Annotated in this window: 28 protein-coding genes and 1 other annotated feature (1 of these 29 cut by a window edge); of the genes, 20 read left to right on the top strand and 8 right to left on the bottom strand. The window is 44.9% G+C overall.

Annotated features, from left to right (window positions below; translation table 11 throughout):
• Positions 1 to 54, bottom strand: a binding site (T-box leader) (it extends 152 nt beyond the left edge of the window).
• 56 nt (positions 55 to 110) lie between these two features.
• Complete coding sequence (locus tag ACRPK8_RS00140) at positions 111 to 491, bottom strand: DUF3899 domain-containing protein (protein ID WP_432236390.1); 381 nt, start codon at positions 489 to 491, stop codon at positions 111 to 113.
• A 272-nt stretch (positions 492 to 763) separates the two neighbouring features.
• Here ACRPK8_RS00140 and ACRPK8_RS00135 point away from each other — a divergent pair, with 272 nt between their 5' ends.
• The 5 genes from ACRPK8_RS00135 (at position 764) to ACRPK8_RS00115 (ending at position 6,727) form a co-directional block, all read left to right on the top strand.
• Positions 764 to 2,377: a peptide ABC transporter substrate-binding protein gene (locus ACRPK8_RS00135; protein WP_432236389.1), complete on the top strand. Its 1,614-nt coding sequence runs from the start codon at positions 764 to 766 to the stop codon at positions 2,375 to 2,377.
• A 333-nt stretch (positions 2,378 to 2,710) separates the two neighbouring features.
• Positions 2,711 to 3,637, top strand: a complete 927-nt coding sequence (opp3b, locus tag ACRPK8_RS00130; protein ID WP_432236388.1) for an oligopeptide ABC transporter permease — start codon at positions 2,711 to 2,713, stop codon at positions 3,635 to 3,637.
• Positions 3,637 to 4,668, top strand: a complete 1,032-nt coding sequence (gene opp3C, locus ACRPK8_RS00125; protein WP_432236387.1) for an oligopeptide ABC transporter permease — start codon at positions 3,637 to 3,639, stop codon at positions 4,666 to 4,668. The genes opp3b and opp3C overlap by 1 nt, the downstream gene beginning before the upstream one ends.
• A gap of 32 nt (positions 4,669 to 4,700) precedes the next feature.
• Positions 4,701 to 5,774 (top strand): ABC transporter ATP-binding protein, encoded by a 1,074-nt coding sequence (locus ACRPK8_RS00120; protein WP_432236386.1) that lies wholly within the window; start codon positions 4,701 to 4,703, stop codon positions 5,772 to 5,774.
• Positions 5,774 to 6,727 carry an ABC transporter ATP-binding protein gene (locus ACRPK8_RS00115; protein WP_432236385.1) on the top strand — a complete coding sequence of 318 codons (954 nt, stop codon included), beginning with the start codon at positions 5,774 to 5,776 and terminating at the stop codon, positions 6,725 to 6,727. Before ACRPK8_RS00120 ends, ACRPK8_RS00115 begins: the two co-directional genes overlap by 1 nt.
• Before the next feature lie 45 nt (positions 6,728 to 6,772).
• Here the strand turns inward: ACRPK8_RS00115 and ACRPK8_RS00110 are convergent, their stop codons facing one another.
• Positions 6,773 to 7,306 carry an HD domain-containing protein gene (locus ACRPK8_RS00110; protein WP_432236384.1) on the bottom strand — a complete coding sequence of 178 codons (534 nt, stop codon included), beginning with the start codon at positions 7,304 to 7,306 and terminating at the stop codon, positions 6,773 to 6,775.
• A gap of 223 nt (positions 7,307 to 7,529) precedes the next feature.
• On the opposite strand from ACRPK8_RS00110, the gene ACRPK8_RS00105 reads away from it, so the two are divergent.
• The 3 genes from ACRPK8_RS00105 (at position 7,530) to mecA (ending at position 9,037) form a co-directional block, all read left to right on the top strand.
• The gene (locus ACRPK8_RS00105; protein WP_023468890.1) at positions 7,530 to 7,667 is read left to right on the top strand and encodes a hypothetical protein; all 138 of its coding nucleotides are present in this window, start codon (positions 7,530 to 7,532) and stop codon (positions 7,665 to 7,667) included.
• A gap of 173 nt (positions 7,668 to 7,840) precedes the next feature.
• A complete protein-coding gene (gene spxA, locus ACRPK8_RS00100) occupies positions 7,841 to 8,239 on the top strand; it encodes a transcriptional regulator SpxA (protein WP_012370920.1) in 399 nt (132 codons plus the stop codon).
• A 171-nt stretch (positions 8,240 to 8,410) separates the two neighbouring features.
• Positions 8,411 to 9,037, top strand: a complete 627-nt coding sequence (mecA, locus tag ACRPK8_RS00095) for an adaptor protein MecA (RefSeq protein ID WP_432236383.1) — start codon at positions 8,411 to 8,413, stop codon at positions 9,035 to 9,037.
• Positions 9,038 to 9,096: 59 nt separating this feature from the next.
• On the opposite strand, the gene ACRPK8_RS00090 is transcribed toward mecA, so the two are convergent.
• A complete protein-coding gene (locus tag ACRPK8_RS00090) occupies positions 9,097 to 9,819 on the bottom strand; it encodes an SDR family NAD(P)-dependent oxidoreductase (RefSeq protein WP_432236382.1) in 723 nt (240 codons plus the stop codon).
• Between the two features lie 65 nt (positions 9,820 to 9,884).
• Between ACRPK8_RS00090 and cls the strand changes: the two genes are divergently transcribed.
• From cls to pepF, 4 genes are all read left to right on the top strand, one after another.
• Complete coding sequence (gene cls, locus ACRPK8_RS00085) at positions 9,885 to 11,396, top strand: cardiolipin synthase (protein WP_432236381.1); 1,512 nt, start codon at positions 9,885 to 9,887, stop codon at positions 11,394 to 11,396.
• An 18-nt stretch (positions 11,397 to 11,414) separates the two neighbouring features.
• Positions 11,415 to 11,624, top strand: a complete 210-nt coding sequence (locus ACRPK8_RS00080) for a competence protein CoiA family protein (RefSeq protein ID WP_432236380.1) — start codon at positions 11,415 to 11,417, stop codon at positions 11,622 to 11,624.
• Positions 11,621 to 12,349: a competence protein CoiA family protein gene (locus ACRPK8_RS00075; protein ID WP_432236379.1), complete on the top strand. Its 729-nt coding sequence runs from the start codon at positions 11,621 to 11,623 to the stop codon at positions 12,347 to 12,349. Before ACRPK8_RS00080 ends, ACRPK8_RS00075 begins: the two co-directional genes overlap by 4 nt.
• Before the next feature lie 79 nt (positions 12,350 to 12,428).
• Positions 12,429 to 14,231, top strand: coding sequence for an oligoendopeptidase F (gene pepF / locus ACRPK8_RS00070; RefSeq protein WP_432236378.1), 1,803 nt, complete (start codon positions 12,429 to 12,431; stop codon positions 14,229 to 14,231).
• Positions 14,232 to 14,451: 220 nt separating this feature from the next.
• Here the strand turns inward: pepF and ACRPK8_RS00065 are convergent, their stop codons facing one another.
• Both ACRPK8_RS00065 and ACRPK8_RS00060 read right to left on the bottom strand, forming a co-directional pair.
• A complete protein-coding gene (locus ACRPK8_RS00065; protein WP_432236377.1) occupies positions 14,452 to 15,243 on the bottom strand; it encodes a DsbA family protein in 792 nt (263 codons plus the stop codon).
• 94 nt (positions 15,244 to 15,337) lie between these two features.
• Positions 15,338 to 15,898 (bottom strand): CYTH domain-containing protein, encoded by a 561-nt coding sequence (locus ACRPK8_RS00060; RefSeq protein ID WP_432236886.1) that lies wholly within the window; start codon positions 15,896 to 15,898, stop codon positions 15,338 to 15,340.
• A gap of 118 nt (positions 15,899 to 16,016) precedes the next feature.
• On the opposite strand from ACRPK8_RS00060, the gene ACRPK8_RS00055 reads away from it, so the two are divergent.
• The 3 genes from ACRPK8_RS00055 to ACRPK8_RS00045 are packed head-to-tail and all read left to right on the top strand — an operon-like array spanning position 16,017 to position 18,385.
• The gene (locus ACRPK8_RS00055) at positions 16,017 to 16,661 is read left to right on the top strand and encodes a GTP pyrophosphokinase (RefSeq protein WP_432236376.1); all 645 of its coding nucleotides are present in this window, start codon (positions 16,017 to 16,019) and stop codon (positions 16,659 to 16,661) included.
• Between the two features lie 10 nt (positions 16,662 to 16,671).
• Positions 16,672 to 17,487, top strand: a complete 816-nt coding sequence (locus ACRPK8_RS00050) for an NAD kinase (protein WP_432236375.1) — start codon at positions 16,672 to 16,674, stop codon at positions 17,485 to 17,487.
• A 13-nt stretch (positions 17,488 to 17,500) separates the two neighbouring features.
• Positions 17,501 to 18,385 carry an RluA family pseudouridine synthase gene (locus tag ACRPK8_RS00045; RefSeq protein WP_432236374.1) on the top strand — a complete coding sequence of 295 codons (885 nt, stop codon included), beginning with the start codon at positions 17,501 to 17,503 and terminating at the stop codon, positions 18,383 to 18,385.
• Positions 18,386 to 18,438: 53 nt separating this feature from the next.
• Here ACRPK8_RS00045 and ACRPK8_RS00040 read toward each other — a convergent pair whose 3' ends face one another.
• Positions 18,439 to 19,608, bottom strand: coding sequence for an FtsW/RodA/SpoVE family cell cycle protein (locus ACRPK8_RS00040; RefSeq protein WP_432236373.1), 1,170 nt, complete (start codon positions 19,606 to 19,608; stop codon positions 18,439 to 18,441).
• A gap of 144 nt (positions 19,609 to 19,752) precedes the next feature.
• On the opposite strand from ACRPK8_RS00040, the gene fabI reads away from it, so the two are divergent.
• Both fabI and ACRPK8_RS00030 read left to right on the top strand, forming a co-directional pair.
• Positions 19,753 to 20,526, top strand: coding sequence for an enoyl-ACP reductase FabI (gene fabI, locus ACRPK8_RS00035; RefSeq protein WP_029342212.1), 774 nt, complete (start codon positions 19,753 to 19,755; stop codon positions 20,524 to 20,526).
• 114 nt (positions 20,527 to 20,640) lie between these two features.
• Entirely contained in the window at positions 20,641 to 20,859 is a 219-nt protein-coding gene (locus ACRPK8_RS00030) for a hypothetical protein (RefSeq protein WP_432236372.1), read from the top strand.
• A gap of 4 nt (positions 20,860 to 20,863) precedes the next feature.
• Here the strand turns inward: ACRPK8_RS00030 and ACRPK8_RS00025 are convergent, their stop codons facing one another.
• Positions 20,864 to 21,376: a YjcG family protein gene (locus ACRPK8_RS00025; RefSeq protein ID WP_432236371.1), complete on the bottom strand. Its 513-nt coding sequence runs from the start codon at positions 21,374 to 21,376 to the stop codon at positions 20,864 to 20,866.
• Positions 21,377 to 21,521: 145 nt separating this feature from the next.
• Here ACRPK8_RS00025 and ACRPK8_RS00020 point away from each other — a divergent pair, with 145 nt between their 5' ends.
• The 3 genes from ACRPK8_RS00020 to ACRPK8_RS00010 are packed head-to-tail and all read left to right on the top strand — an operon-like array spanning position 21,522 to position 23,181.
• The gene (locus ACRPK8_RS00020) at positions 21,522 to 22,064 is read left to right on the top strand and encodes a phosphatidylglycerophosphatase A family protein (RefSeq protein WP_432236370.1); all 543 of its coding nucleotides are present in this window, start codon (positions 21,522 to 21,524) and stop codon (positions 22,062 to 22,064) included.
• Positions 22,064 to 22,684, top strand: a complete 621-nt coding sequence (locus tag ACRPK8_RS00015) for a phosphatase PAP2 family protein (RefSeq protein ID WP_432236369.1) — start codon at positions 22,064 to 22,066, stop codon at positions 22,682 to 22,684. Before ACRPK8_RS00020 ends, ACRPK8_RS00015 begins: the two co-directional genes overlap by 1 nt.
• Complete coding sequence (locus ACRPK8_RS00010) at positions 22,684 to 23,181, top strand: hypothetical protein (protein WP_432236368.1); 498 nt, start codon at positions 22,684 to 22,686, stop codon at positions 23,179 to 23,181. Before ACRPK8_RS00015 ends, ACRPK8_RS00010 begins: the two co-directional genes overlap by 1 nt.
• A gap of 63 nt (positions 23,182 to 23,244) precedes the next feature.
• On the opposite strand, the gene ACRPK8_RS00005 is transcribed toward ACRPK8_RS00010, so the two are convergent.
• Positions 23,245 to 23,725 (bottom strand): IS3 family transposase (locus tag ACRPK8_RS00005; protein ID WP_432236367.1); only part of this gene is annotated, 481 nt, incomplete at its 5' end.

The raw sequence follows: 23,725 nt of genomic DNA, 5'->3' as shown, positions 1-23,725 counted from the left end.
TGGACTCTCTGTAAGGGATGATTCTAAGTTACTACTCTTTGTCATCGTGTTTTCTTATTTCATTAGGTTGAGTTTATCATACCTCGCATAAGGCGTCACGTGGATTCCGCTTAAAAATAGGAGATGATCAGGGATACAACGATGAAAATCAAACCACTTGATAAATAGGGTTTTGTCCGGGCAGAAGCTTGGCGCTGTTTTTTTCGAAGAACTTCTTCCTCTTCATCATCATCTTCATAGTAGTCATCGTCAATCTCCCGGAGTTTGGCTTCCCGTTGTTTTTTAAATCCGGCTGTCATTCCTCGGAAAAAACCATTCGCGGACATATTTGAGAAGAAGCCGACGGCAAGCAACAGAAAACCAGCAATGAATAATCCGCCAGACAGATGATATAAAATACCATGTGTTGAATCAGTGACGGTTGCCCAAATCGTATAGAGCAGAACAAGTACGACCGCGATGATGACAGGTCGAAAATAGGTGGTTCGCATGAAAATCCCCCTTCACGAGCATAGATACATTTAGTATACGAAATTTTTAATCCAGTTACGAATCGGTAACAAGATGATGATGCAAAATAGCAAATAGTGTGACTATTCACTTGACGTTAATGCTATTCTCACATAAAATCAATTTATCACTTCGTTTAAGTTTTTGAAACTAGGTCAATGGATTTTGGGGAATACATTGTAGTTTCAACGAGACGTTATTGATGTCATAGGTATTATGGCAACTTGAAAATTAAAAAGGAGATGACTTACCGATGAAGAAAAAAACAGTCGGTCTCGCTTTATCCGTCATGCTTGCAGGAAGCGCCGTGCTTGCTGGATGTTCGACAGGCGGAGGAGACAAAGAGACGAGTTCAACAAACGGAAAGAAAAATCTACGTTTGACTGATACTTCTGATATCACAACAGTCGACCCAGCGAAAGCAACTGACTCCGTTGCCTTCAACATGATCGGAAACACGATGGAAGGACTTTACCGCCTAGATAAAGACGGAAAAGCGGTTCCAGCACTCGCAGAAAAAACAGATATTTCAAGTGATAACTTGACGTACACATTTACACTTCGTGATTCAAAATGGTCAGACGGCTCACCGGTCAAGGCTCAGGATTTTGAGTTTGCATGGAAACGTGCAGCAGATCCAAAAACAGGTTCAGGTTACTCGTACATCTTTGACACGTTAAAAAACGGCTCTGATGTGACACAAGGTAAAAAATCTGTCGATGAACTCGGCGTCAAAGCGCTCGACGATAAGACGCTAGAAGTGAAGCTCGAGCGTCCGGCACCGTATTTCCTCTCTTTGACATCGTTCGGTACGTATACACCAATCAGTGAAGACTTCTACAAAAAGAATGAAAAAGACTTCTCACTTAAACCAGATAAACTTCTTTACAACGGTCCTTTCGTTTGGGAATCTTGGAAAACGGATTCAAAACGCGTTTTGAAGAAAAACGAAAACTACTGGGATAAAGATGCTGTCAAATTAGACGAAGTCACTATCCGTGTCGTTAAAGATTCTTCGACAGTAGCGAATCTCTATGATTCAAATGATATCGACTATGCAGGTCTGACATCCGAGCAAGTAGTCGCGTATAAATCGAAGCCTGAGTTCAATACAGCGCTTCGTTCATCCATCGCTTATCTGAAATTCAACAACGAAGATGAGACGTTTAAAGATGTAAATGCACGTAAAGCCCTTGCACGTGCCATCAATCCAAAAGGAATCACAGATACGTTACTTGCTAACGGTTCGATTCCAACAACAAGCTTCATTCCGAAAGACTTTATCAAAGATGCATCAGGTAAAGACTATACGAGTGACATCAACTGGTTCGACCGGGATGGAAAAGAAGCGGCAGATCTTTGGAAAAAAGCAAACGGCGATCAAAAGACGACTGTGGAGCTTCTCTCGTTTGATAGCGAAGATGCGAAGAAGATCGGTGAGTACATGAAGGGACAAATCGAGAAAAACCTTCCGAACGTCACCGTAGAAATCAAACAACAGCCGTTTAAGAATAAGCTTGATCTTGAAGCGAAAGGGAACTACCAGATTTCGTACTCACTTTGGGGCCCGGATTACCAGGATCCAATGTCTAACCTTTCGATCTTCGAATCAACGAACAGCCAGAACGACGTCAAGTATAAGTCAGCAGCGTACGATAAATTATTGAACGCGGCGAATGAAGAGTCCGATTTAAATAAACGTCTGGATCTCTTCAAACAAGCAGAAGCGCAATTGATTGAAAAAGATCAGGCAATTGCACCTATTTATCAAGCGGGTTCTGCATACTTGGTCCGTCCGACGGTCAAAGATTTCAACCGTCAATTGTTCGGAGCAGATTTCCAATACAAATATGTTGATGTGAAGTAATCGAGAATGGGAGCGTCCCCTGATCAGTTCGGGTACGCTCCTGTTTTATACTACTTTTTATGAACGGAAACTCATTTTTAACGGAAATGTGAAAGTTTCGTAAAAAAGTGGTTCTAATTACTTTGTTAGCAAAGTATAATGGAATCAAACGAAAAATTCTGACTATTGGGCGAAATTCAAAAAATGCCTGATCGGACATCGAATCAAAGCACAATTTAAAAGAATTTTTAAATTTTTATGACAAAATTCTTGAATGTTCCGACAATTGTGGGTCATACTGATTCTATTGATGTTTCGAAAAAAACAGAAAATCTTTATAGGGGGTGCCATCTTATGGGCCGTTATTTAGCTCAACGCCTGGTTTACGGCGTACTGACGTTTTTACTCATCGCTTCGTTCACTTTCTTCCTGATGGATCTGCTACCAGGTTCACCGTTCCAAAACCAGGAGAAACTTTCTCCTGAACAGTTGAACATCCTTCGGGATAAGTACAACTTGAATGATCCGCTGCCTCAGCGTTACGCAGCCTACATGGTCAACCTGTTCCAAGGAGATCTTGGTGTATCATTCAAATATGACAGCCGTCCGGTAACGGATCTGATTTCTGAACGAATCGGACCATCGGCTCAACTCGGAGTTCAAGCACTTGTACTTGGTGTACTTCTCGGACTTGTACTCGGTGTCATTGCGGCACTTCGTCACAACACGGTTGTCGACTACGGTGCGATGTTCATCTCAGTACTTGGAATTTCGGTACCGTCCTTCGTATTTGCCTCACTCCTTCAATACTATGTCGGCGTGAAATGGGGCGTTTTGCCAGTCGCGTTCTGGGAAAGCCCAGCGCATACGATTTTACCGACAGTATCGTTATCACTTGGGGTCACCGCCTCGATTGCCCGGTTCGTAAGGACGGAGATGCTTGAGGTTACAGGTCAGGATTACGTCACGTTAGCTAAAGCAAAAGGCCTAGATGGTCAATCGATCACTTGGAAACACATGGTTCGGAATGCCTTGATTCCAGCCATCACGATTCTTGGACCGATGACAGCAGCATTAATTACAGGGACTTTCGTCATTGAAAAAATCTTCGCTGTACCTGGTCTTGGTGAGTTGTTCGTATCGTCCATCACTCAGAATGACTACACGGTCATCATGGGTACGACGCTGTTCTTCTCCGCAATCTTCATTCTCATGATTTTAGTCGTCGACTTGCTGTACGGTGTCGTTGATCCACGGATTCGTTTGGGGGGTAACAAATAATGGCTGAACAAAATTCTAATGCAAAAGCGGAACAGTTTGATTCATCGCTGTTTCAACACGTTGAGTTCAACGAACAAGCTGGTGAACGAATTGCCGGTAAAAGTTTAAACTTCTGGCAGGATGCTTGGATGCGTCTTCGCAAGAACAAAGCAGCAATCATTTCTCTTGTCTTGATCGTAGTGATTGCCGTTATGTCATTGGCAGGTCCTGCAATCTCTGGTAGAGATGCATATACCCAAACCATCACACAAGCTAAACTTCCGCCTAAAATTTCGGGACTGGAGTGGGCTGGCTTTGATGGAGTGGGAACACTTGGCGAGACAGAAATCAATTTTTATGAGCAAAAGCAAGTAAAAGAAAACTTCTGGTTCGGTACCGATCACCTTGGTCGTGATTTATGGTCACGTGTTTGGGAAGGGACAAAAATTTCACTCTTCATCGGTTTAGTGGCAGCACTTATCGATGTCATCGTCGGAGTCACATACGGTGGGATTTCCGCTTATTACGGCGGTCGTGTGGATAATATCATGCAACGGATTGCTGAGATTCTGACCGGAATCCCTAACTTGATTCTGATCATCCTGTTCATCCTCATTCTTGAACCGGGGATCACGACGATCATCCTTGCGATGACGATTACAGGATGGATCGGGATGAGCCGACTCGTTCGCGGTCAAATCCTGAAACTTAAGAACCAGGAATTTGTTCTCGCTGCACGGACACTTGGTGCTTCTAGCGCACGTTTAGTCTTTAAGCATTTGATTCCAAATACACTTGGCACAATCATCATTTCACTCATGTTCACGATTCCTGGAGCTATCTTCTTTGAAGCGTTCTTAAGTTTCATCGGGTTAGGACTTGCACCACCGCAGCCGTCGTTAGGTACATTGATCAACGAAGGGTACAAAGAATTAAAAACGTTCCCATTCTTGCTCGTTATTCCTTCGACAGTGCTCGTACTCCTCATGATCAGCTTCAACATGTTGGCAGATGGATTACGTGATGCGTTCGATCCACGTCTACGTCGCTAACAAATATTAGATTAGAGAGGAGCTCATCCACAATGGAAACAATTTTGTCAGTTCGCGACCTGAATGTCGCTTTCCATACGTACGCCGGGACGGTTCAAGCCGTCCGCGGAGTATCGTTTGATTTAAAAAAAGGGGAAACACTCGCAATCGTTGGTGAATCCGGTTCTGGGAAATCGGTTACTTCAAAAGCCATCATGCGCTTGATTCCGAACCCACCGGGTGAAATCACACAAGGAGAAATCCTGTTTGAAGGTCGTGATTTAGTTAAGCTTTCGGATAAAGAAATGCAGAAAGTTCGCGGGCGCGACATCGCGATGATCTTCCAAGATCCGATGACATCGCTGAACCCGACGATGACAATCTACAAACAGATTGCTGAAGGGTTAAAACGTCACCAAGGATTAACAGGCGACGCAGCGAAAAAACGGACACTCGAACTTCTGACACTCGTCGGGATTCCGAATCCGGAAGCGCGTCTAAAGCAATACCCGCACCAACTATCAGGTGGAATGCGTCAGCGGATCGTCATCGCGATTGCCCTTGCATGTAATCCGAAAGTATTGATTGCCGATGAGCCGACGACTGCACTTGATGTTACAATCCAAGCGCAAATCCTTGAGTTGTTGAAAGACATTCAACAAAAGACGGGTACAGCAATCATCTTCATCACGCACGATTTAGGTGTCGTAGCGAACATGGCAGATCGTGTAGCCGTCATGTATGCTGGTAAATTGATTGAAAAAGGTACGGTCGATGAGATTTTCTACGAACCGCGTCATCCGTATACGTGGGGACTGCTTGGTTCGATGCCGCGTCCATCAGACGATCGTTCGCAAGATCTTCCGGCCATTCCGGGAACTCCTCCAAACTTGTTACATCCGCCGGTTGGTGATGCATTCGCACCGCGGAACAAGTATGCAATGAAGATTGATTTTGAAAAGGAACCACCATTCTTCAAAATCACAGATACACACGAAGCGGCGACGTGGTTACTTCATCCACAAGCACCATACGTCGAACCACCTGCTGCAATCCGTGACTTGGCATTAAAATACCGTCCGGACAGCGTGTTCTCGAAATCGCTTCTGAAAGGCGGTCTGAAATAATGGAAAACCGTAATAAACTACTCGAAGTAAAAAACCTGAAGCAACATTTCAATATTGGTCGTGGTCGTGTCGTTAAAGCAGTCGACGGTCTTTCATTCGATATCTATGAGGGTGAAGTACTTGGTCTCGTTGGAGAATCGGGCTGTGGTAAGTCGACGACTGGTCGCTCGATCATCGGCTTATATGAAGCGACAGACGGCGAAGTCATCTTTAAAGGTGAAAACGTTCATGGTAAAAAATCGCGTAAGGATAAGCTGAAATTCAACCGTGCGATGCAAATGATCTTCCAGGATCCATATGCTTCTCTTAATCCACGGATGACAGTCGGTGATATCATTGCTGAAGGAATCGATATCCATGGCTTAGCGAACTCGAAAGAGGAGCGCAACAACCGTGTATATGATTTGCTTGAGACTGTCGGTTTGACGAAAGAACACGCGAGCCGTTACCCGCACGAATTCTCGGGTGGACAGCGTCAACGGATTGGGATCGCACGTGCACTCGCTGTAGAGCCGGACTTCATCATTGCCGATGAGCCGATCTCGGCACTGGATGTATCGATTCAAGCACAGGTTGTCAACTTGATGAAACAATTACAACGCGACCGCAGCCTGACATATTTGTTCATCGCCCACGATTTATCGATGGTCAAGTATATCTCAGACCGGATCGGCGTTATGTATCAAGGTCACCTCGTTGAATTGTGTGACGCGGATCGTCTATATGAGAATCCAGTTCATGCGTATACGAAATCACTTTTATCTGCGATTCCGCTTCCGGATCCAGAGCATGAGCGGACACGTAAACGGATTGTCTATGATCGTCCGACAACTGGTCCTGTTGGGAAATCGAATGAGGATTCAAGTATTCCGCCACTTCGTGAAATCGAGCCGGGTCATTATGTCTCGATGACAGAAGCAGAACTTGAAGCATATCAAGCACAACTCGTCTAATCGCAATCTAAAAAGGCATTTCCACATCAGTTGTGGAAATGCCTTTTAATGTTCTGATGCAATTCGTGGGAGGTGCGCGAAACGATGAACGACAGCATCGATTGCATCTAGACGCCGCATCGCTTCTTCAAAGTCAATCTTTTCATAATGATGCAATCCACCTGGTTGCTCTTCAAGCGTATCCGCATCGTGAACGAGTTGTTGTAACGGTGTCCGATTAATCGCACCTGGTGGAAGATAAGAGTCCGTATGCAAGAGGACAGCAAGTGCGATTTCTTTTGCACGGGCCGGTTCTTCGCCGAGGCGAATCAGTAATTTATGAGCACGTTCTGCTCCTTTGATCGCATGAATATCGTTTTGACGGTATAAATCGTAATTCCACGTGCCATCGGTATACCATTCGTAATGACCAATATCATGCAAGAGCGCCGCCTTGGTTGCGGTATCTGCATCTAGTCCACGTTGTGTAGCGAGCGTCAACGCACGTTCAGCGACTGAAATCGCATGATTTAAACCGGAGCGCGATAAATATTTTTGAGCAATCGGATGATCAAGAATCGTAACTAACGTAAGTGACATAAAATGAAAGGCTCCTTCCTGCAGTTGATATTTCTATACACTCTACAGAAAAATGAAAAGAATTGCAACTGTTTTAAATCAAAGACTCGACAATCTCACATATTTAATTGCTGAAAGTAGGAATAGAATTTTAAGATACGTGGTATACTTACTAATGTAGAAGATGATTTATTCACTTTCGTAGGTTGTTAGTTCTGTTTCGGGCCGAGTGGGGTGTCGGAATATGAAAGAACGTGACAAAAAGAAAAAGCTGAAGAAGCGCCTTTTGCGGGATATTTTAGAGAAAAAACTGAAAGAGATGAAACTTCCTAAAGCAAAAGAGACGATTTCTCAGCCCTTTGATCACACGCCAGCTTGTTAAAGCCACGTGATGGCTTTAACAAGCTTTTTTACGAAAAGTTCTTTCATCTTTATAAAAAAAGCTAGGTTTTCAGCTGTTTTAGATGTAAACTGTCAAGTAATAGAACCATCATCGTATCTGCGTATTCACATAGGTACGGACATGATGTTAAATCAGGGGGAGGATGTTTTTCAATGGTAACACTCTATACTTCACCAAGTTGTACTTCTTGTCGGAAAGCACGCGCGTGGCTTGAAGAACATGAAATCCCGTTCGTAGAACGTAATATTTTTTCAGAACCGTTGTCGCTCGATGAAATCAAACAGATTCTTCGTATGACGGAAGACGGAACGGATGAAATCATTTCAACCCGTTCAAAAGTCTTTTCGAAACTGGATGTGTCTGTTGAGAATCTGTCGTTGCAACATTTATATGATTTAATCCAAGAATATCCTGGATTGTTGCGTCGCCCGATTTTGATTGACGAAAAACGTCTTCAGGTTGGATATAACGAAGATGAGATTCGTCGATTCTTACCACGCAAGGTGCGTACGTTCCAACTTTTGGAAGCTCAGCGTCTTGTAAACGAGTAATTTTAAAAAGCACGCTGCTTCGTGAGCAGTGTGCTTTTTGTTACCGATAAAAAAGGTTAAAATAAAGATAACAAAGGAATAGAAATATATCCTTGGGATTCAAAAGTATGAATCCAAGTCATGTCCTCGTTCGTATTCTAGATAAGGAACGAGAAGAAAGGAGTGGACAGATTGAAAATCGAACGCGTCAATGACAATACGGTCAAGTTCTTCATCACGTACACCGACATCGAACGCCGTGGTTTTGCCCGAGATGAGATTTGGTACAACCGGGAACGGGGAGAACAGTTATTCTGGCAGATGATGGACGAAGCGAATGAAAAAGAGTCCATCTCCTTCGAAGGTCCACTATGGATACAAGTGCAAGCTTTTGAAAAAGGTCTTGAAGTCACGGTAACGATCGCGAAAAATGCAGTTGATGGTGAGCAAGTCGATGAAGACGAACTCGATTCACTTTTACGATCAGCGATGTCTGAGACAGAAGATAAAGATACAGAGTTAAGCCAAGATGTTTTATTTGAAACTCGCGATTTCGAACATATCATCGCGCTGAGTCAATATGCGAATGCTCCGGTATTCGAAGAACTCGAAACAGCGCTTTATCAAAAGGATGGACTCTATTTACTGCATGTTCATTTCGAAGATGATGTGAACGTAGAAGAACAAGAGAACGTCATGAGTTTAATTGCGGAGTATCTTCACTTCAGTGAGCAGACGATTCATCCTGTAGCCGAGTACGGAAAACAGATCATTGCATCCGATGTTTTCCCGTTTATTCGGAAACATTTTCCGAACTGAGGTCAGAAGTGCAAATAAAAGGAGGATCACGTAATGTGATACCTCCTTTTGTTCTGATATTAAGTGAGGGTATAGCCACCGTCTACAACGAGTGCTTGTCCATTGATATAGCTCGCTTTACTAGATAGCAAGAAGCAGACGACTTCTGCAATCTCAGCAGGTTGTGCAGGCTCACCCCGAAGGTGATGTTTCATCGCCAAATCAAATTTATCTTTCCCGCCATATAACGCGTGACTAAGCGCTGTATCTACGGGACCGGGACAAATGGCGTTAAACCGGTACTTACCATGGAACCGTGCTGCATAGGTCTTCGTCAGCGTCAGTAGAGCACTCTTAGATGAAGCATAAGGCAATAGCATTGCTGGGAACTTAACGTGACCTACGATGGCACTATTGTTGACGATGGACGCACCTTTGGAGAAGCGTTTTGTAGCTAATTGAATGATGCGCTCCGGCGCATGATAATTCACCTGGAACACTTCTTTTTGTTGATCGGTGACACGTTCAGGGGCAACCGGTTTTCCGAAGGTTCCCGCATTGTTGAAAATCCCTTCAATCTCGGGGAAGTCGTCCTTCGTTTTATCGAAGAACGTATCGATGGCAGAGGAATCTGCTAAGTCGACAGGGAAGAAATAAAGACGTCCTTCACCGCTTTTTTCAAGTTGCGATCCTTTTTCTTCGTTCCGACCGATCGCGAGGACGGTATGTCCTTCCTGAATGAGTTGCAGAGCAGTGGCTTCTCCGATTCCGCTTGTTGCACCCGTAATAATATACGTACCCATATCAATGCATCCTTTCTGTCATCAATTTTTCAATGTGATCTACTACATAAGAAGGAGGGGGATTCATGTTACGACGTGTTCAACTTCTCATGACCCTCATCTTGACCATCGGCTTGATCGCCTTTTTATCCTACTACTGGAGTGTCTACATGGTAGGATGGCTATCCATCGTCATCATCTTGGTCGTCATGAGTGTGTTTGTCATTATCCTGCTTGAAAATCGGAATCCAGAACGAACTCTTGTCTGGGCACTCGTCATGATGGCGTTGCCTGTCGTTGGAGTATTCGTCTATTTCACATTCGGTCAAAACTACCGTCGAAAACGGATGTTTCGCTTAAAGGCAATGCTAGATGAAGAGTCATACATTAAATATCGTACCCAGTTTAAGACAGGGATACACCAATCAGTGTTCCAAGAAGGACGTTACGAGAAGGTTGTGACACTTATCGATTCAATCAGCCGCCTTCCGATCTCGTATAATACGCATACGAGGATCTTGACGAATGGTCAGGAAAAGTTTCCAGTCCTTCTTGAAGCGATCCGTCAAGCACAACATCACATTCATTTACAGTATTACATCGTACGCGATGATGAGCTTGCCCTTCAATTACAAGCAGCATTGATTCAAAAGGCGAAAGAAGGAGTGGAAGTTCGTTTTCTTTATGATGCAGTTGGTTGTTTTTCGACAGATAAACATTTCTTTAAACAGATGCAGGCAGCTGGTATCGAGGTTCGCGCCTTTTTCCCCGTAGTCTTGCCGTTCATCTCGAGTAAATCGAACTATCGTAATCACCGGAAAATCGTCGTCATCGACGGAACAGTCGCCTTCACAGGTGGAATCAACATCGGGGATGAATACATCGGTCGCGATCAACATTTCGGTTTTTGGCGCGATACCCATCTCCTTGTCCGGGGAGAAGCTGTCTCTGAACTACAATTGATTTTTTTACAGGATTGGTACTACATGACAGGGGAACGGTTATTTACACCGTTCTATATGGAGCCGCTTGAATATGTCGAAGAGGCGACAGGTGGTGTTCAAATCATTGCAAGCGGACCCGATGAGCCGCATGAAGCAATGAAATCTCTTTACTTCGGATTGATCACAGAAGCCCGTGAATCCGTCTACATTGCTTCCCCTTATTTAATCCCAGACGAAGACCTCATGACTGCTCTGAAAACGGCTGCCATGGCAGGGATTGACGTCCGGATCCTTTTACCTAGCTTTCCGGACCATAAGATCGTCTTTTATGCCAGTCGTTCTTATTTTGATGATTTGCTTCAAGCTGGTGTGAAAATCTATGAATATCACAAGGGATTCATGCATTCGAAGGTCATCGTCGTCGATGATGCCATTGCCACCATCGGTACAGCGAATATGGATTTACGCAGCTTTCATCTAAACTTTGAAGTGAATGCATTTTTATATGGAACGAACTCCGTTCACGAACTGACCCGTGATTTTTACGAAGATTTCATCCATTCAACGCAAGTCGATGCTGATTTATTTCATCGTCGCCCGTTACGTCGCCGTCTGATTGAATCCGTCTCACGTTTGTTCTCACCGTTACTCTGACGAAGGAGGACGATTCATATGTTCGAAGCAGTCGATGTCTCTGGAAAACGTATTCTCGCTCATTTGTTTTCCATTCAAGAATTACGTAGGATGTCTCTTCATTGTCCGTACTGTCTGATGCCGGTGCGCGTCAGACAGGGACAACGAGTACATTTTGCACATCAGTCAGCTTGCACAGGGGAGAGCCAGTTGCATGCCTCCTGGAAAAAAGAGTTGCGGATGTTTTGAAATCGGCAGGACTTGCTGTCATGGAAGAATGGACATCAGGAAATCGCCGTTTTGACCTCTGGATACCGGAACGCAACATCGGTGTAGAAATTCAGCGTTCTCCGATGTCGGCAGTTGAATGGCAAAGGCGAGCGATTCTTGACGCACAAGCGGGACAGACGGTTCGCTGGATCGGGTTTCATCCATCGAGCGGTGTCACGTTGAAACTTCAAGGATGGATGCGCCAGGCACTGTTACAAAACGGCTTTTTAGATTTAGTCGTTCAACATCAATTACGCCGTTTCCGACATCCGATTCCCTTTGCCAAACATCATGTCTACTGCACGGTCCAGCCGTTATCGCTTCAGGAGTTCCTTGCGAACGATATTCTGCCATTTCCCCGGAAATTTTCAACTATTCGATGGCAAGGAATCATCCGTCGTTACCGGGAACGCCCATTTTATTCCTCATTTCCTCCAAGAATGTTACGAAATCCACTCTACGAAGCAGGTCTTACACTTCAATCGTTACCACTTCATGTGTTCCTTCCCCTGACCTACCTGCTCGCTCTTCCAGTTCATCCGTTTGAGTTCCAAATCGCTGTCTTTTTACAATTAAGAGGGGAATACTCTGCTTCAAAGCTTGAACAAGCGATTCTATACGTTTTGAATCGAATGAATCTAGCCATCGAATCGTCCGTACTCGAACAACTCGTGATGGAGTGGCTAGCGGAGCTGGACTTATGAATCGAATGGCTTTTGCAGGAGCGCATCGATTGTTTGTCGAAATGAAAACAGGTATAACTGAATTAAAGGAGTGAGGGAAATGGCAGAAGTATTAACACGTCAGGATGTTGACGTTACAGAAACGTGGAATTTGGAGTCCATTTATGCAACGAATGAGGCGTGGGAAGAAGAGTTTGAATCGATTAAAGCAATGCTCCCGTTACTCGTCGAGTATAAGGGACGTCTTGGTCAGAGTGCGGAAACATTATATGAAGGATTGCAGCTACGAGACGAAGTCTCTAGACGTCTTTATAAGCTCTATACATACGCGCACATGCGTTATGACGAAAATACAGCCGATAGCTTCTACCAAGCCATGAACGACCGTGCTCGGACGTTAGCATCGCAAATCGGAGCAACACTTGCTTTCATGACACCAGAATTGTTGGCGGTACCTGAAGCAACGATTGAATCGTATTTAAATGAAAATCCGGATCTTGCGGTGTACCGCCATGCGTTTGATGAATTAAATCAAGAGCGTGATCATGTGCTGACAGAGGCAGAAGAGGCGATTCTTGCAAAAGCGGGAGAAGTACTTGGTCAATCCGGCACGACATTCGGAATGCTCAACAATGCCGATCTGACGTTCCCGAAGATTAAGGGGGAGGACGGGGAAGAAATGGAACTGACGCATGGTCGTTTCATTACATTCCTTGAATCATCTGACCGTTCGGTCCGGGAAGCCGCATTTAAAGCGATGTACGGCACATATGCGAAGTATACGAACACACTGGCTTCGACACTTGCTGGCTCAGTCAAGAAGGATAACTTCTATGCCGATATCCGGAAGTTTCCATCAGCGCGTGCAGCCGCTTTACACGGTAACGCGATTCCTGAATCCGTCTACGACGGATTGGTTGAAGCAGTCCACGATCATTTACCATTACTGCATCGCTATGTCGCGTTGCGAAAACGGGTACTCGGACTCGATGAACTACACATGTACGATATGTATACACCACTCGTTTCTGAAGTTGAGATGAAGGTTTCTTATGAAGAAGCAAAACAATTGATGGTCGAAGGACTTGCACCGCTCGGGTCGGAGTACAAACATATTCTTGAAGAAGGTCTATCCGAGCGCTGGGTCGATGTCCGTGAGACACGTGGGAAGCGAAGCGGAGCATACTCATCTGGTGCTTATGATACGCAGCCGTTCATCTTGATGAACTGGCAAGATAACATCAATAATTTGTTTACACTCGCGCATGAATTCGGACATTCCGTTCATAGCTATTACACGCGGAAATCGCAACCGTATCCGTACGGTGATTATTCGATTTTCGTCGCAGAGGTTGCTTCGACGACGAATGAAGCTTTATTGAACGATTATCTACTGAAGAAAGTAACGGATCGTAAAGAAAAACTGTATCTATTGAACAACCAATTAGAAACGTTCCGTGGGACTCTCTTCCGACAAACGATGTTCGCTGAGTTCGAACATGCGATCCATGATGCCGCTCGTCTCGGTCAATCATTGACACCGGAGTTTTTGACGTCGACGTATTACGAGTTGAACCAAAAATACTTCGGAGATGAAATCGTTCTAGATGAGGAGATCGGTTTAGAATGGGCACGGATTCCACACTTCTATTACAATTATTATGTGTACCAGTATGCGACAGGCATCTCGGCTGCTGCTGCCTTGACGGATCAAATCTTAGAAGAAGGACAACCGGCTGTAGAGCGATACATCAATAATTTCTTAAAAGCGGGATCTAGTGATTATCCGATCGAAGTCTTGAAGGCTGCCGGAGTGGATATGACGACGAAAGCTCCTGTTGAAGCGGCACTTCGTCAATTCGAACGCGTGTTAGATGAATTTGAGGCACTATTAGCAGAGTGACATCTTTGTGACAAGTTGAACAAACCATAGAAAAAGAGAAAACTTCACGGTATACTTTATTTGTGAAGAGGGTCACATTCCCCGATTGATTCTCTTTTTCCCCCATCCAATGATCACAGAAAAGCCCTTCTCCGTGTGAGAGGGCTTTTTCTGCGTCCGTAACGAAAAAGCCGGTCGAAAAGGATATCTCCACGACCGGCTTTCTATAGGATTGTCTTGATTATGCGTGAGCTGAATCTTTTAAATGACGCCATACTTTGCCGTCACAATAAGACAAAGAAGCGCATTTTTGCTGCAATACCAATTTTTTAAGCTCATGCTCAATTTGCGATTCAGGTGCATCGTAAATAAAGGCAATTTCAGCTGTTGTTGCGGTTTCATACCGTCTCAAGAATTGTTCGAGTGGTGGCTTCGCCTGCTTTTCAATCGTATGATCGAGTAGTTCACTTAAGATCGAGACATATACCAGGTACTCATAAGGACCTTCAGCTTTAATCGCCTCTTCATCACCGACGAATGCAAGTGTCGGTAAAATCCGAACGTCCCATTCCGTGACGAGTTCGGTCTCTTTTTCAAGCATTTTCTGAATCGTATCCGATGAGACATCACGATGGAATTCCTCTAAATCAAGTCCATATTCCGTTAGAGCTTCTGCCAATCGCATGAGTGAAGGGCGGCTGTAGGCGCTCTCTCCTTCAACGTTGTGAAGCATCCGAAGACGGCGCATGAAGCGCATGCCGAACGTTTTTCCTTGAAGCTCGATGGCTTTCAGGATCACGAGAGGGGACATGTCACATGCTGACCGAGACGGAGCACATGGAATCGTAGCGATCGTCCGCAGTCGGAATAGGTGACCGTATTCTAATTCTAGTTTCTTGAGAACGGGTATCAACCGTAAACCATCCGTTTGTGTCACATCTAGAAAATGATAGATTTCCAGAGGTTTCGTCGGTTGTTGAATCGATGGTTCGTCCAATGAACAATAAGACCCGTTACATTGTGCGTGTTCCATCCGTTCACCCCTTCCTGTTGTTATCGTTACCCTATTTTAGCAACGAAAAAAAAGAAAGAGCAAAGGTTTTGCTTGTTCACTCCTACACGAAAAATTAAGAAAGCGCTTTACGCTCCATGAAGCGGACAATTTTATTTTTCGTCTGGCGCTGCATAATATCATGTTCCATGAGGATGTGCTGGAAGTCCTTTTGCCCTTGTTCGAAGTCGGTGACCTCAAACTCTAACTCATAATCGGTATGTCCGAGATAATGACTTTTATCGAGGACGAGTAATCCTTCAGAAAGCTCGACTTCGACACGTTCCGTCTCGAGTCGCCCTAAATGTTCGAGTGATCCTTGTAACTCAAAAGTCTTTAATTGCGCGTTCATTTCCTTTGAATGAATGAGACCATATTTGAACAGATCTTCTGCTTCAGCTGACGTGAGCGTCACGTGTGTCTCAAGCAACCCCTTGGCTTGAGGTTGCTTCAATGTAAGGACAAGTCCCTGTTTTTTTTCCCGAATGCGTAAGGCGGCACCTTTTTGACGGAGTTCAAAGTCAGGCGTATCAAAATAATCATTTGCCTGCCAAACAGGTTGTTTAGTCGATGCATAATGGGTAAATAACGATAGATATTCTTGTTCCGACAATAAGTTCTTAAATTCAATTTCCAGTTCTTGTCTAATCGGAATCACGCCTTTCTAGTTGAATGTCTTGAAATATGATAACATGAATGAGGTAGGAAGACGCACTGAACCAATACTATTCGATTAAAAGTGGTGACAAAATCAGATGACAAAAGAAAATTGGGATTTATTTCTTGCACCGTATCAAATTGCGGTCGATGAATTGAAGGTCAAATTAAAAGCGATTCGTAAACAATTTCAGCAACGGGGAGAACATTCACCGATTGAATTTGTCACAGGGCGGGTCAAACCGGTAAAAAGTATTCTTCAAAAGGCAGAGCGAAAAGCGATCGCACGTGAATCACTAGAACAAGATATGCAGGATATCGCCGGATTGCGAATCATGTGCCAATTCGTCGACGACATCATTCATGTCCTTGAACTCTTGCGTTCGCGTGGTGACTTTAAAATCGTTGAAGAACGAAACTATATTACCCAAAAGAAGGATAGTGGCTACCGGTCTTATCACGTCATCATTGAGTACCCGGTACAGACGATCGAAGGCGAGGTCCCGACGCTTGTCGAGATTCAAATTCGAACGCTCGCAATGAATTTTTGGGCAACGATTGAACACTCCTTGAACTATAAGTATCAGGGAAATATTCCGGAAGAGACGCGTGAGCGGTTGCGACGTGCAGCAGAAGCGGCATTTCTGCTCGATGCGGAGATGAGTCAACTGAAAGTGGAGATACAAGATGCACAACTCGTCTTCCAGCGTGATGCTAAAGCGTCCGAACGACTAAAGGAGTAGGGGGATGACCATGCGTTTTGCAATCACGGCTCGTGATGATGAACGATCACATGCGCTGAAACAACAACTCGAACAAGCTTTGACAGACCGGGGATGTGTGCTTGACGCCAGTCGACCGGAAATCGTCGTCTCGATTGGTGGGGACGGTACGATGCTACAGGCATTTCATTCCTATCTAGATCAAGTGGAAGACATCACGCTCGTCGGCATTCATACGGGTCATCTTGGATTTTATGCGGATTGGCGCCCGGAGGAAATGGATGAGCTGATCGATCATATTGCGAAGCAGGATTTGGCGACAGTCCAGTATCCGTTACTTGAATTAGCAATTGATTATGCGGACGGATCCCACAATCAATTGCTTGCGCTAAATGAATGCACGATTAAAAGCTTCAATCAGACGTTGGTCTGCGATTTATCGATTCGGGGGGACTACTTCGAGACATTTCGCGGAGACGGGTTATGCGTATCGACACCATCCGGTTCGACAGCGTACAATAAAGCGCTCGGTGGCGCGATTGTTCATCCGGCCCTAGAAGCGATTCAAATCACGGAAATGGCATCAATCAATAACCGGGTCTACCGGACGATTGGTTCGCCGATGTTATTACCGAAGCATCATGATGTCGAGATCCGACCGGTTAATCCGATTGATTTTCAGATGACATATGATCATTATGCCTCAATCGTTCATCAGAACGTGACATCGATCCGATGCCGCGTTTCCGATAAAAAAGTGAAATTTGCTCGTTTTCGTTCTTTCCCGTTTTGGAAACGGGTCCGGGAGTCATTCTTGGCGGATGAAAGACATGAACGTAGTACGTAAAGGGAATGGAAACATGAATGGATTTCAGTTACAACAAACCGTATCAAAAGCAGAAGACACCTGGCGCGTTAGTCATTTTTGTACGACGCGTCTCGGAATTTCACGCAAGATGCTTGTGTCGATCAAACATCATGGCGATATTTTACGGAACGGGCAACATGTGAATGTACATGACGTACTGCGTGAAGGAGACGAGGTGCAAGTCTTGTTCCCGGAAGAGACACCGGCAGAAGATATGATAGCAACACAGGGCGAGCTCGACATTTTATTTGAGGATGATTGGTTACTTGTCGTCAACAAACCGCCGGGTATGGCATCGATTCCTTCACGTTTACATCCGGAACGCTCATTATCGAATTATGTTCTTGGATATTATCGACAACAAGGGATTCCGTATGCGATTCATATCGTCAATCGACTCGATCGGGATACAAGCGGATTAGTATTGTTTGCGAAGCACGGACTGGCGCATCATCGGATGAGTCAAATGCAACAGGCCAATCAGATAGAGCGTCATTATCTTGCCTATGCCCCAGGAACCGTACCGGCCCAAACGATTGATCAACCGATCGGGCAGACCGATCATTCTTTCATGGAACGAATGGTTCGACCGGATGGTCAGCGGGCCGTCACACATATTTTGAACAGCCGTACGATCGAAGCTTTTAATCAAACGATCTCGTTACTTGATATTCGACTCGAGACAGGACGGACCCATCAAATACGTGTGCATTTGGCGTTTCTCGGTCATCCGTTGATCGGAGATACGATGTATAGCGGAGAGCCGTTATTACCGCGTCAGGCGCTTCATAGCGCGTCAGCCGTATTTCCGCATCCTGCGACAGGAGAGCGGGTCCGATTTGAAGCACCGCTTCCCGAGGATCTTCGATTGGAATAATGGATATACGATAAAAGGCAGGGGACCAGGTCCGCTGCCTTTTAAATGTACGCTTAATCTTCGTCGAACATGGAAATCCGTGACTGAGAAGCAATCGCCATGATCAATCCTAGACCGACGAGGTTAACGATCATCGTTGATCCGCCGTAACTGATGAATGGTAGTGGGAGACCTGTGATCGGTAAGACCCCGATCGTCATCCCGATATTCTGGAAAATCTGGAACGTAAACATCGCGACATACCCTGTCACGATGTAGGTACCAAATGGATCAGCCGTTTCTAAAGCAATTTGAATCAAACGATATACGAACAGGAATAAGACGATTAAGACGATGGCAGCACCGATGAAACCGTAGTGTGAGGCAATCGTCGTAAAGATGAAGTCCGTATGCAATTCGGGTACGAATACTTGCAGTTTTCCGTATCCGACACCAAACATCTGACCGGAACCCGTTGCGTTGATCGCTTGGACGAGCTGATACGAGAGATCATCCGCATATTCGAAAGGCTGGAGCCAAGCCATGATCCGGTTCATCGCGTGACCCGGGAAGAACGTTGCGAGCAGATCGTTGTGGAAATAAAACAGATAAAAGAAAATGATGACCGAACCTGCGAATAGACCGAACATCGTCAGTAGCCATTTCCAATTAAGTCCCGATAGCAACATCGCACATGCCAAGATGACACAGAGAATCAAACCGATTCCCAAATCGGGTTGGATGATGATCAGAGCGAGTGGTAACGCTGTGACAGCAACCATCTTAATCAGGAGTAAAAAATCACGCTCGTGCTGGACATACCTAGCGTTATGTTCTGAAATGACGGCAGCAAGCGAGACGATCAGGAAAAACTTCATAAATTCAGCTGGTTGCACGGTCCCGATGATCGGGAACTGATACCAGCCGTATGCCCCTTTGATTTCAGTGACGATAGGGGTACCGCGGAAAATAACCAAACCAATCAATGATAGGATCCCCGCACCATATAGAAACCAGTGAAATCGTTTTAGTTGCTCATAATCGATGAAAATGACGACGGATAGCGCCATGAAGCCGATGACATACCATTGAATTTGTTTGGCCGAGAAGTTGATGGCACTGATGGCACCTTTAAGCGAAGGCTGGGCCGTATAAATCGCGATGACACTGATGACCATCAGACAACCGAGTAAAAAAAGCAACGTATAATCATATCGTTGTGTAAATGATTTGAATCGATTCATTTCATCCCTACTTTCTATCACATTCTATATTACCGTAATTTATCAAATCCGCAATATCAAGAGCGATGGTTGACAGAAGCGTTACGTTTTTGTAACCTGAAGATAGGTTTTATTACCAGGTACTAATTCAAGGGGGACTTTATCATGAATATTTATCCTTCACTCGAAGGCAAGACGTACGTCGTCATGGGCGTCATCAACCAACGCTCGATTGCATGGGGAATCGCACGTGCGCTCGATGCTGCTGGAGCAAGCCTGGCATTTACATATGTCGGGGAACGTTTTAAAGCACCACTTGAAAAATTAGGACAAGAATTATCACGTCCGGCATCTTATTATACGTGTGACGTCACGAGTGATGAAGAAATCGAACAGGTTTTCCAAACGATTCATGCGGATCACGGTAAGATTTCGGGAATCGCACACTCGATCGCATTCGCTGATAAAGAAGCTCTCCGCGGAGAATTCTCAGGCGTGACACGCGAGCAGTTCGCACAAGCGCTCGATATCTCAGCATACAGTCTGACGGCAGTCGTGAAAGCGGCAAAGGATTTCTTCACAGAAGATGCATCCGTCATAACATTGACGTATCTAGGCGGCGAAAAAATGGTTCCGAACTACAACGTCATGGGTGTCGCAAAAGCGGCATTAGATGCAAGTGTGCGTTACCTCGCTGCTGAGTACGGTCAGCAAGGGGTTCGTGTCAACGCCATCTCAGCTGGTCCGATCCGGACAGTTTCAGCAAAAGGTGTCGGTGATTTCAACTCGATCCTCGACAGCATCGAAGAACGTGCGCCACTTCACCGTAACGTGACGACAGAACAAATCGGTCAAAGCGGACTGTTCTTGCTTTCACAAATGTCGAGTGGAGTAACAGGAGAAATCCTTCACGTTGACAGCGGGTTCCATATTCTTTAAGAAGTACGAATGATGCCAAGCATCCCCCTGATGAGGGACTGCTTGGTTTTTTTTGTGTCCAATTGGGGAAATAGCATATATGAGCATCACCGAAGGAGAGAGGAAGTGTTGAGGATGAATGCCATCGATTTCACAGTCGTGCAATATGTCAACCGTCAAGTACGTGTTGATCCACAGTTAAAGACTGAACCAGTCGCTCGGGTTCAACCAATCCGTCCCGTCGACCCTTACCGTGAACAGGATGCCGATGAATTTTTAGAAGAACAAGCGAATGCATATGGTGTTTTACCAGAATTAAAACTTCCCGGTCGAAGCTTCGACCGGGAAGTTTGATTATTCATTGACCTGTGAAACGGAATGTCTCATATACACTCCAAGCACCATTTTCTAATTCATACAGTAAAGCCATTTTTGTAACGTCTTCCTGGAAACGGATATCTTCCATCTTAAGCCGTTCGAGAACATCGAACAGTTCGACATCTGAAAGTTCTTGACCAATCGTAATGTGCGGCAAGAAATCATATTTTGGCTTATGTTCAAGCGAACCAGTATGCAAGGCGCGATGTAATTGTTCGAGTTCATCCGTTGGCATCACTTTAAGAAAAAGAACGTTGTTCGTCGGATGAAACGAACGTGCACCTTGGATATGCAGATTGACGGGTTTCGTCTCTGATGCAATCCGGTTCAATTCCGTTACGATTCGGTCTAGTTCCGTCTCATCCACTTCCATACGCTCACGCAGCGTAATGTGTGGCGTGATCAGTGCATACTTTGAATCGTATCTCTTTCGGTATGAATTGGCAAAATCTTGAACGCGTTTCGATGGAAACAATACAACCCCGATGTTCATCGAAAATCCCCTACTTTCCCCTGAAATGATAACGCTTTACAAAATAATCATGACGGATTCTGGCGCCGATGTCAAAGAAGTTTGAGAGGAGCTTTGGAATACGTGTATACTAATGAAGTACTTTGTTAGAGAGGTGGATACAGTCATGAAGAAAACACATTCAAAAGAGGTCAAGCAGGCAGCGATTGATAAATTACACGAACGAGGGGTAACCATCCATGCGATTGCAGAAATCGTGTATCAGATGCAAGCACCTTACACCGTTGATCTGACGATCGAGACATGTGTCAGTTCGGTAGAACGTGTACTTGAGAAACGGGAGTTGCAACATGCGATACTCGTTGGTGCAGAGCTAGACATCCTAGCTGAAAAGGGATTATTATCAGAACCTCTTTTGTCTATCATCCAGAGTGACGAGGGACTATTTGGCGTAGATGAGACGATTGCGATCGGTGCGGTCAATACGTACGGATCCATTGCGGTCACGACATTCGGTTATTTAGATAAAGCAAAAATAGGTATCATTAAAGAGCTGGATACGAAACTGGGAGACGGAAAAGTCAATACGTTCATGGATGACATCGTAGCGGCAATTGCAGCCAATGCATCCGGACGTTTAGCGCACCGTTTGCGGGATAAAGAGGATTACTCGGCCGAGGAACTCGAAGAACGTAAAGGAACGTACTGATGCGGCAGCCAAGAGCGGCGTGGATCAGTGCCTCAGTAGCGATGATTCTATTCGTGGTCATTGCCGTTTCGATCCGGACGACAGGCTATTTCCTGTTTGATGCGCAATTGTCATCGTACATGTCTAAGCGGGTACCAGGAGATTATGTGTCTTGGTTTACACAACTTGGATCTGGAGTTGGAGCAGTGACAATGACTGCCTTACTTGGGGGATTAAGTTATCTGCTGTGGCGTGACCGAATCGCGAGCATTTGGTATGTGCTGATGGCAATCGCAGTAGGCGCATTGAATCAGGTAGTGAAGTTTGCATTCGTTCGAGAACGCCCTTCATTGAACGAACTTGTCGGAGGCGTTGGGTACAGCTTTCCGAGTGGTCATTCGGCAATGGCATTCGCTGTCTACGCAGGATTTCTAGTCGTAGCTTTCCGGCATTTAAAACGGTCTGGAAAGGTGATCGTTTCAATCCTGACATGTGCGCTTTTCCTAGCAATGGGGGCCTCACGGATCATTTTGAACGTCCATTATTTTTCGGATGTCGTCGGGGGATACAGTTTCGCAGCGATATTGTTATTTAGTTCGTATGCATTCATCGTCTCCCACAGAAAAAAGGGAGTGGCTTGATGTTATTATTAGATGTTGATCACAGTTTGTTATTTGACGAAAAAACGATGCAATCGATGACAAAACCCACGTTACTCGTCGAGCGAGTCGCGGGGCGACAGCGTTTCATGACGATGCGCGCGCATTTACGGTTGAAACGGTTAGTATCAATCAATGGTGTAATACCTGTGACGAATCGATCCTTTGAGGAGTACCAACAGTTGGAGCTCTTTCAAATCGATGCGCCACCTAAATGGGCGATTCTTGCAGGGGGGCAACTTCTACTTAAAGAAGGAAAAGTTGATCGACGATATGAGAACTGGTTACGGCAATATGAAAAAGAAGTTTCGCTAGATTCGATACTCGAGTACCTAATGGAGATGGAACACGTTACGTTTGACGTATATCCAGCCGAGACGCTGTCGAGGCGGATCGCCATACCGCATAAGAGCATTGATCGAACGGTGGATGAAGCAAAGTTGCTTGAAGTATTGTTTCAAACATACGAAGCGTTATAAAAAAACCGGTTGATGGCAAGCTAGACTGACCTAGCGATATGAGACACATATAAAACACCTTGATTAGGCTGCCAGTACACCGTATTTTTTCGGTGTCAGGTAGCCTAATTTTTCTTGGATTCGTTCTTCGTTATAGTAATTCAAATAGTTGATAACACGTTCAGAGACCTCATGGTCTCTTAGTGAATGGAATTTGACGTATTGAAACTCCTCGGACTTCAAATTGGAATGGAACGATTCGATGACCGCGTTGTCCCAACAGTTTCCTCTACGCGACATACTGCTTGTTAGGTGATTCCTCTTGACGAAATCTTGAAAGACATACGACGTATAGACACTTCCTTGATCTGAATGAAGGATAACCCCCTCGGGGTGATTTCGATTCTCTAATGCCAATTTCAATGTATCAATGACGAGAGGTGTCTGTTGGTAATCGTATAACTTATAGGCGACAATTTCGTTATTAAAAAGATCCATGATGGTTGAAAGATATTTCGTCGTGCTGCCATATTGGATATAGGTGATATCCGTCACCCATTTCTGA

The sequence above is a fragment of the Exiguobacterium sp. TDN 0502 genome, assembly GCF_050846835.1.
In the GTDB taxonomy this organism is placed as follows: domain Bacteria; phylum Bacillota; class Bacilli; order Exiguobacteriales; family Exiguobacteriaceae; genus Exiguobacterium_A.
Note: the sequence above shows the minus strand (reverse complement) of the source record. Positions and strands in the feature narration are given on the sequence as shown.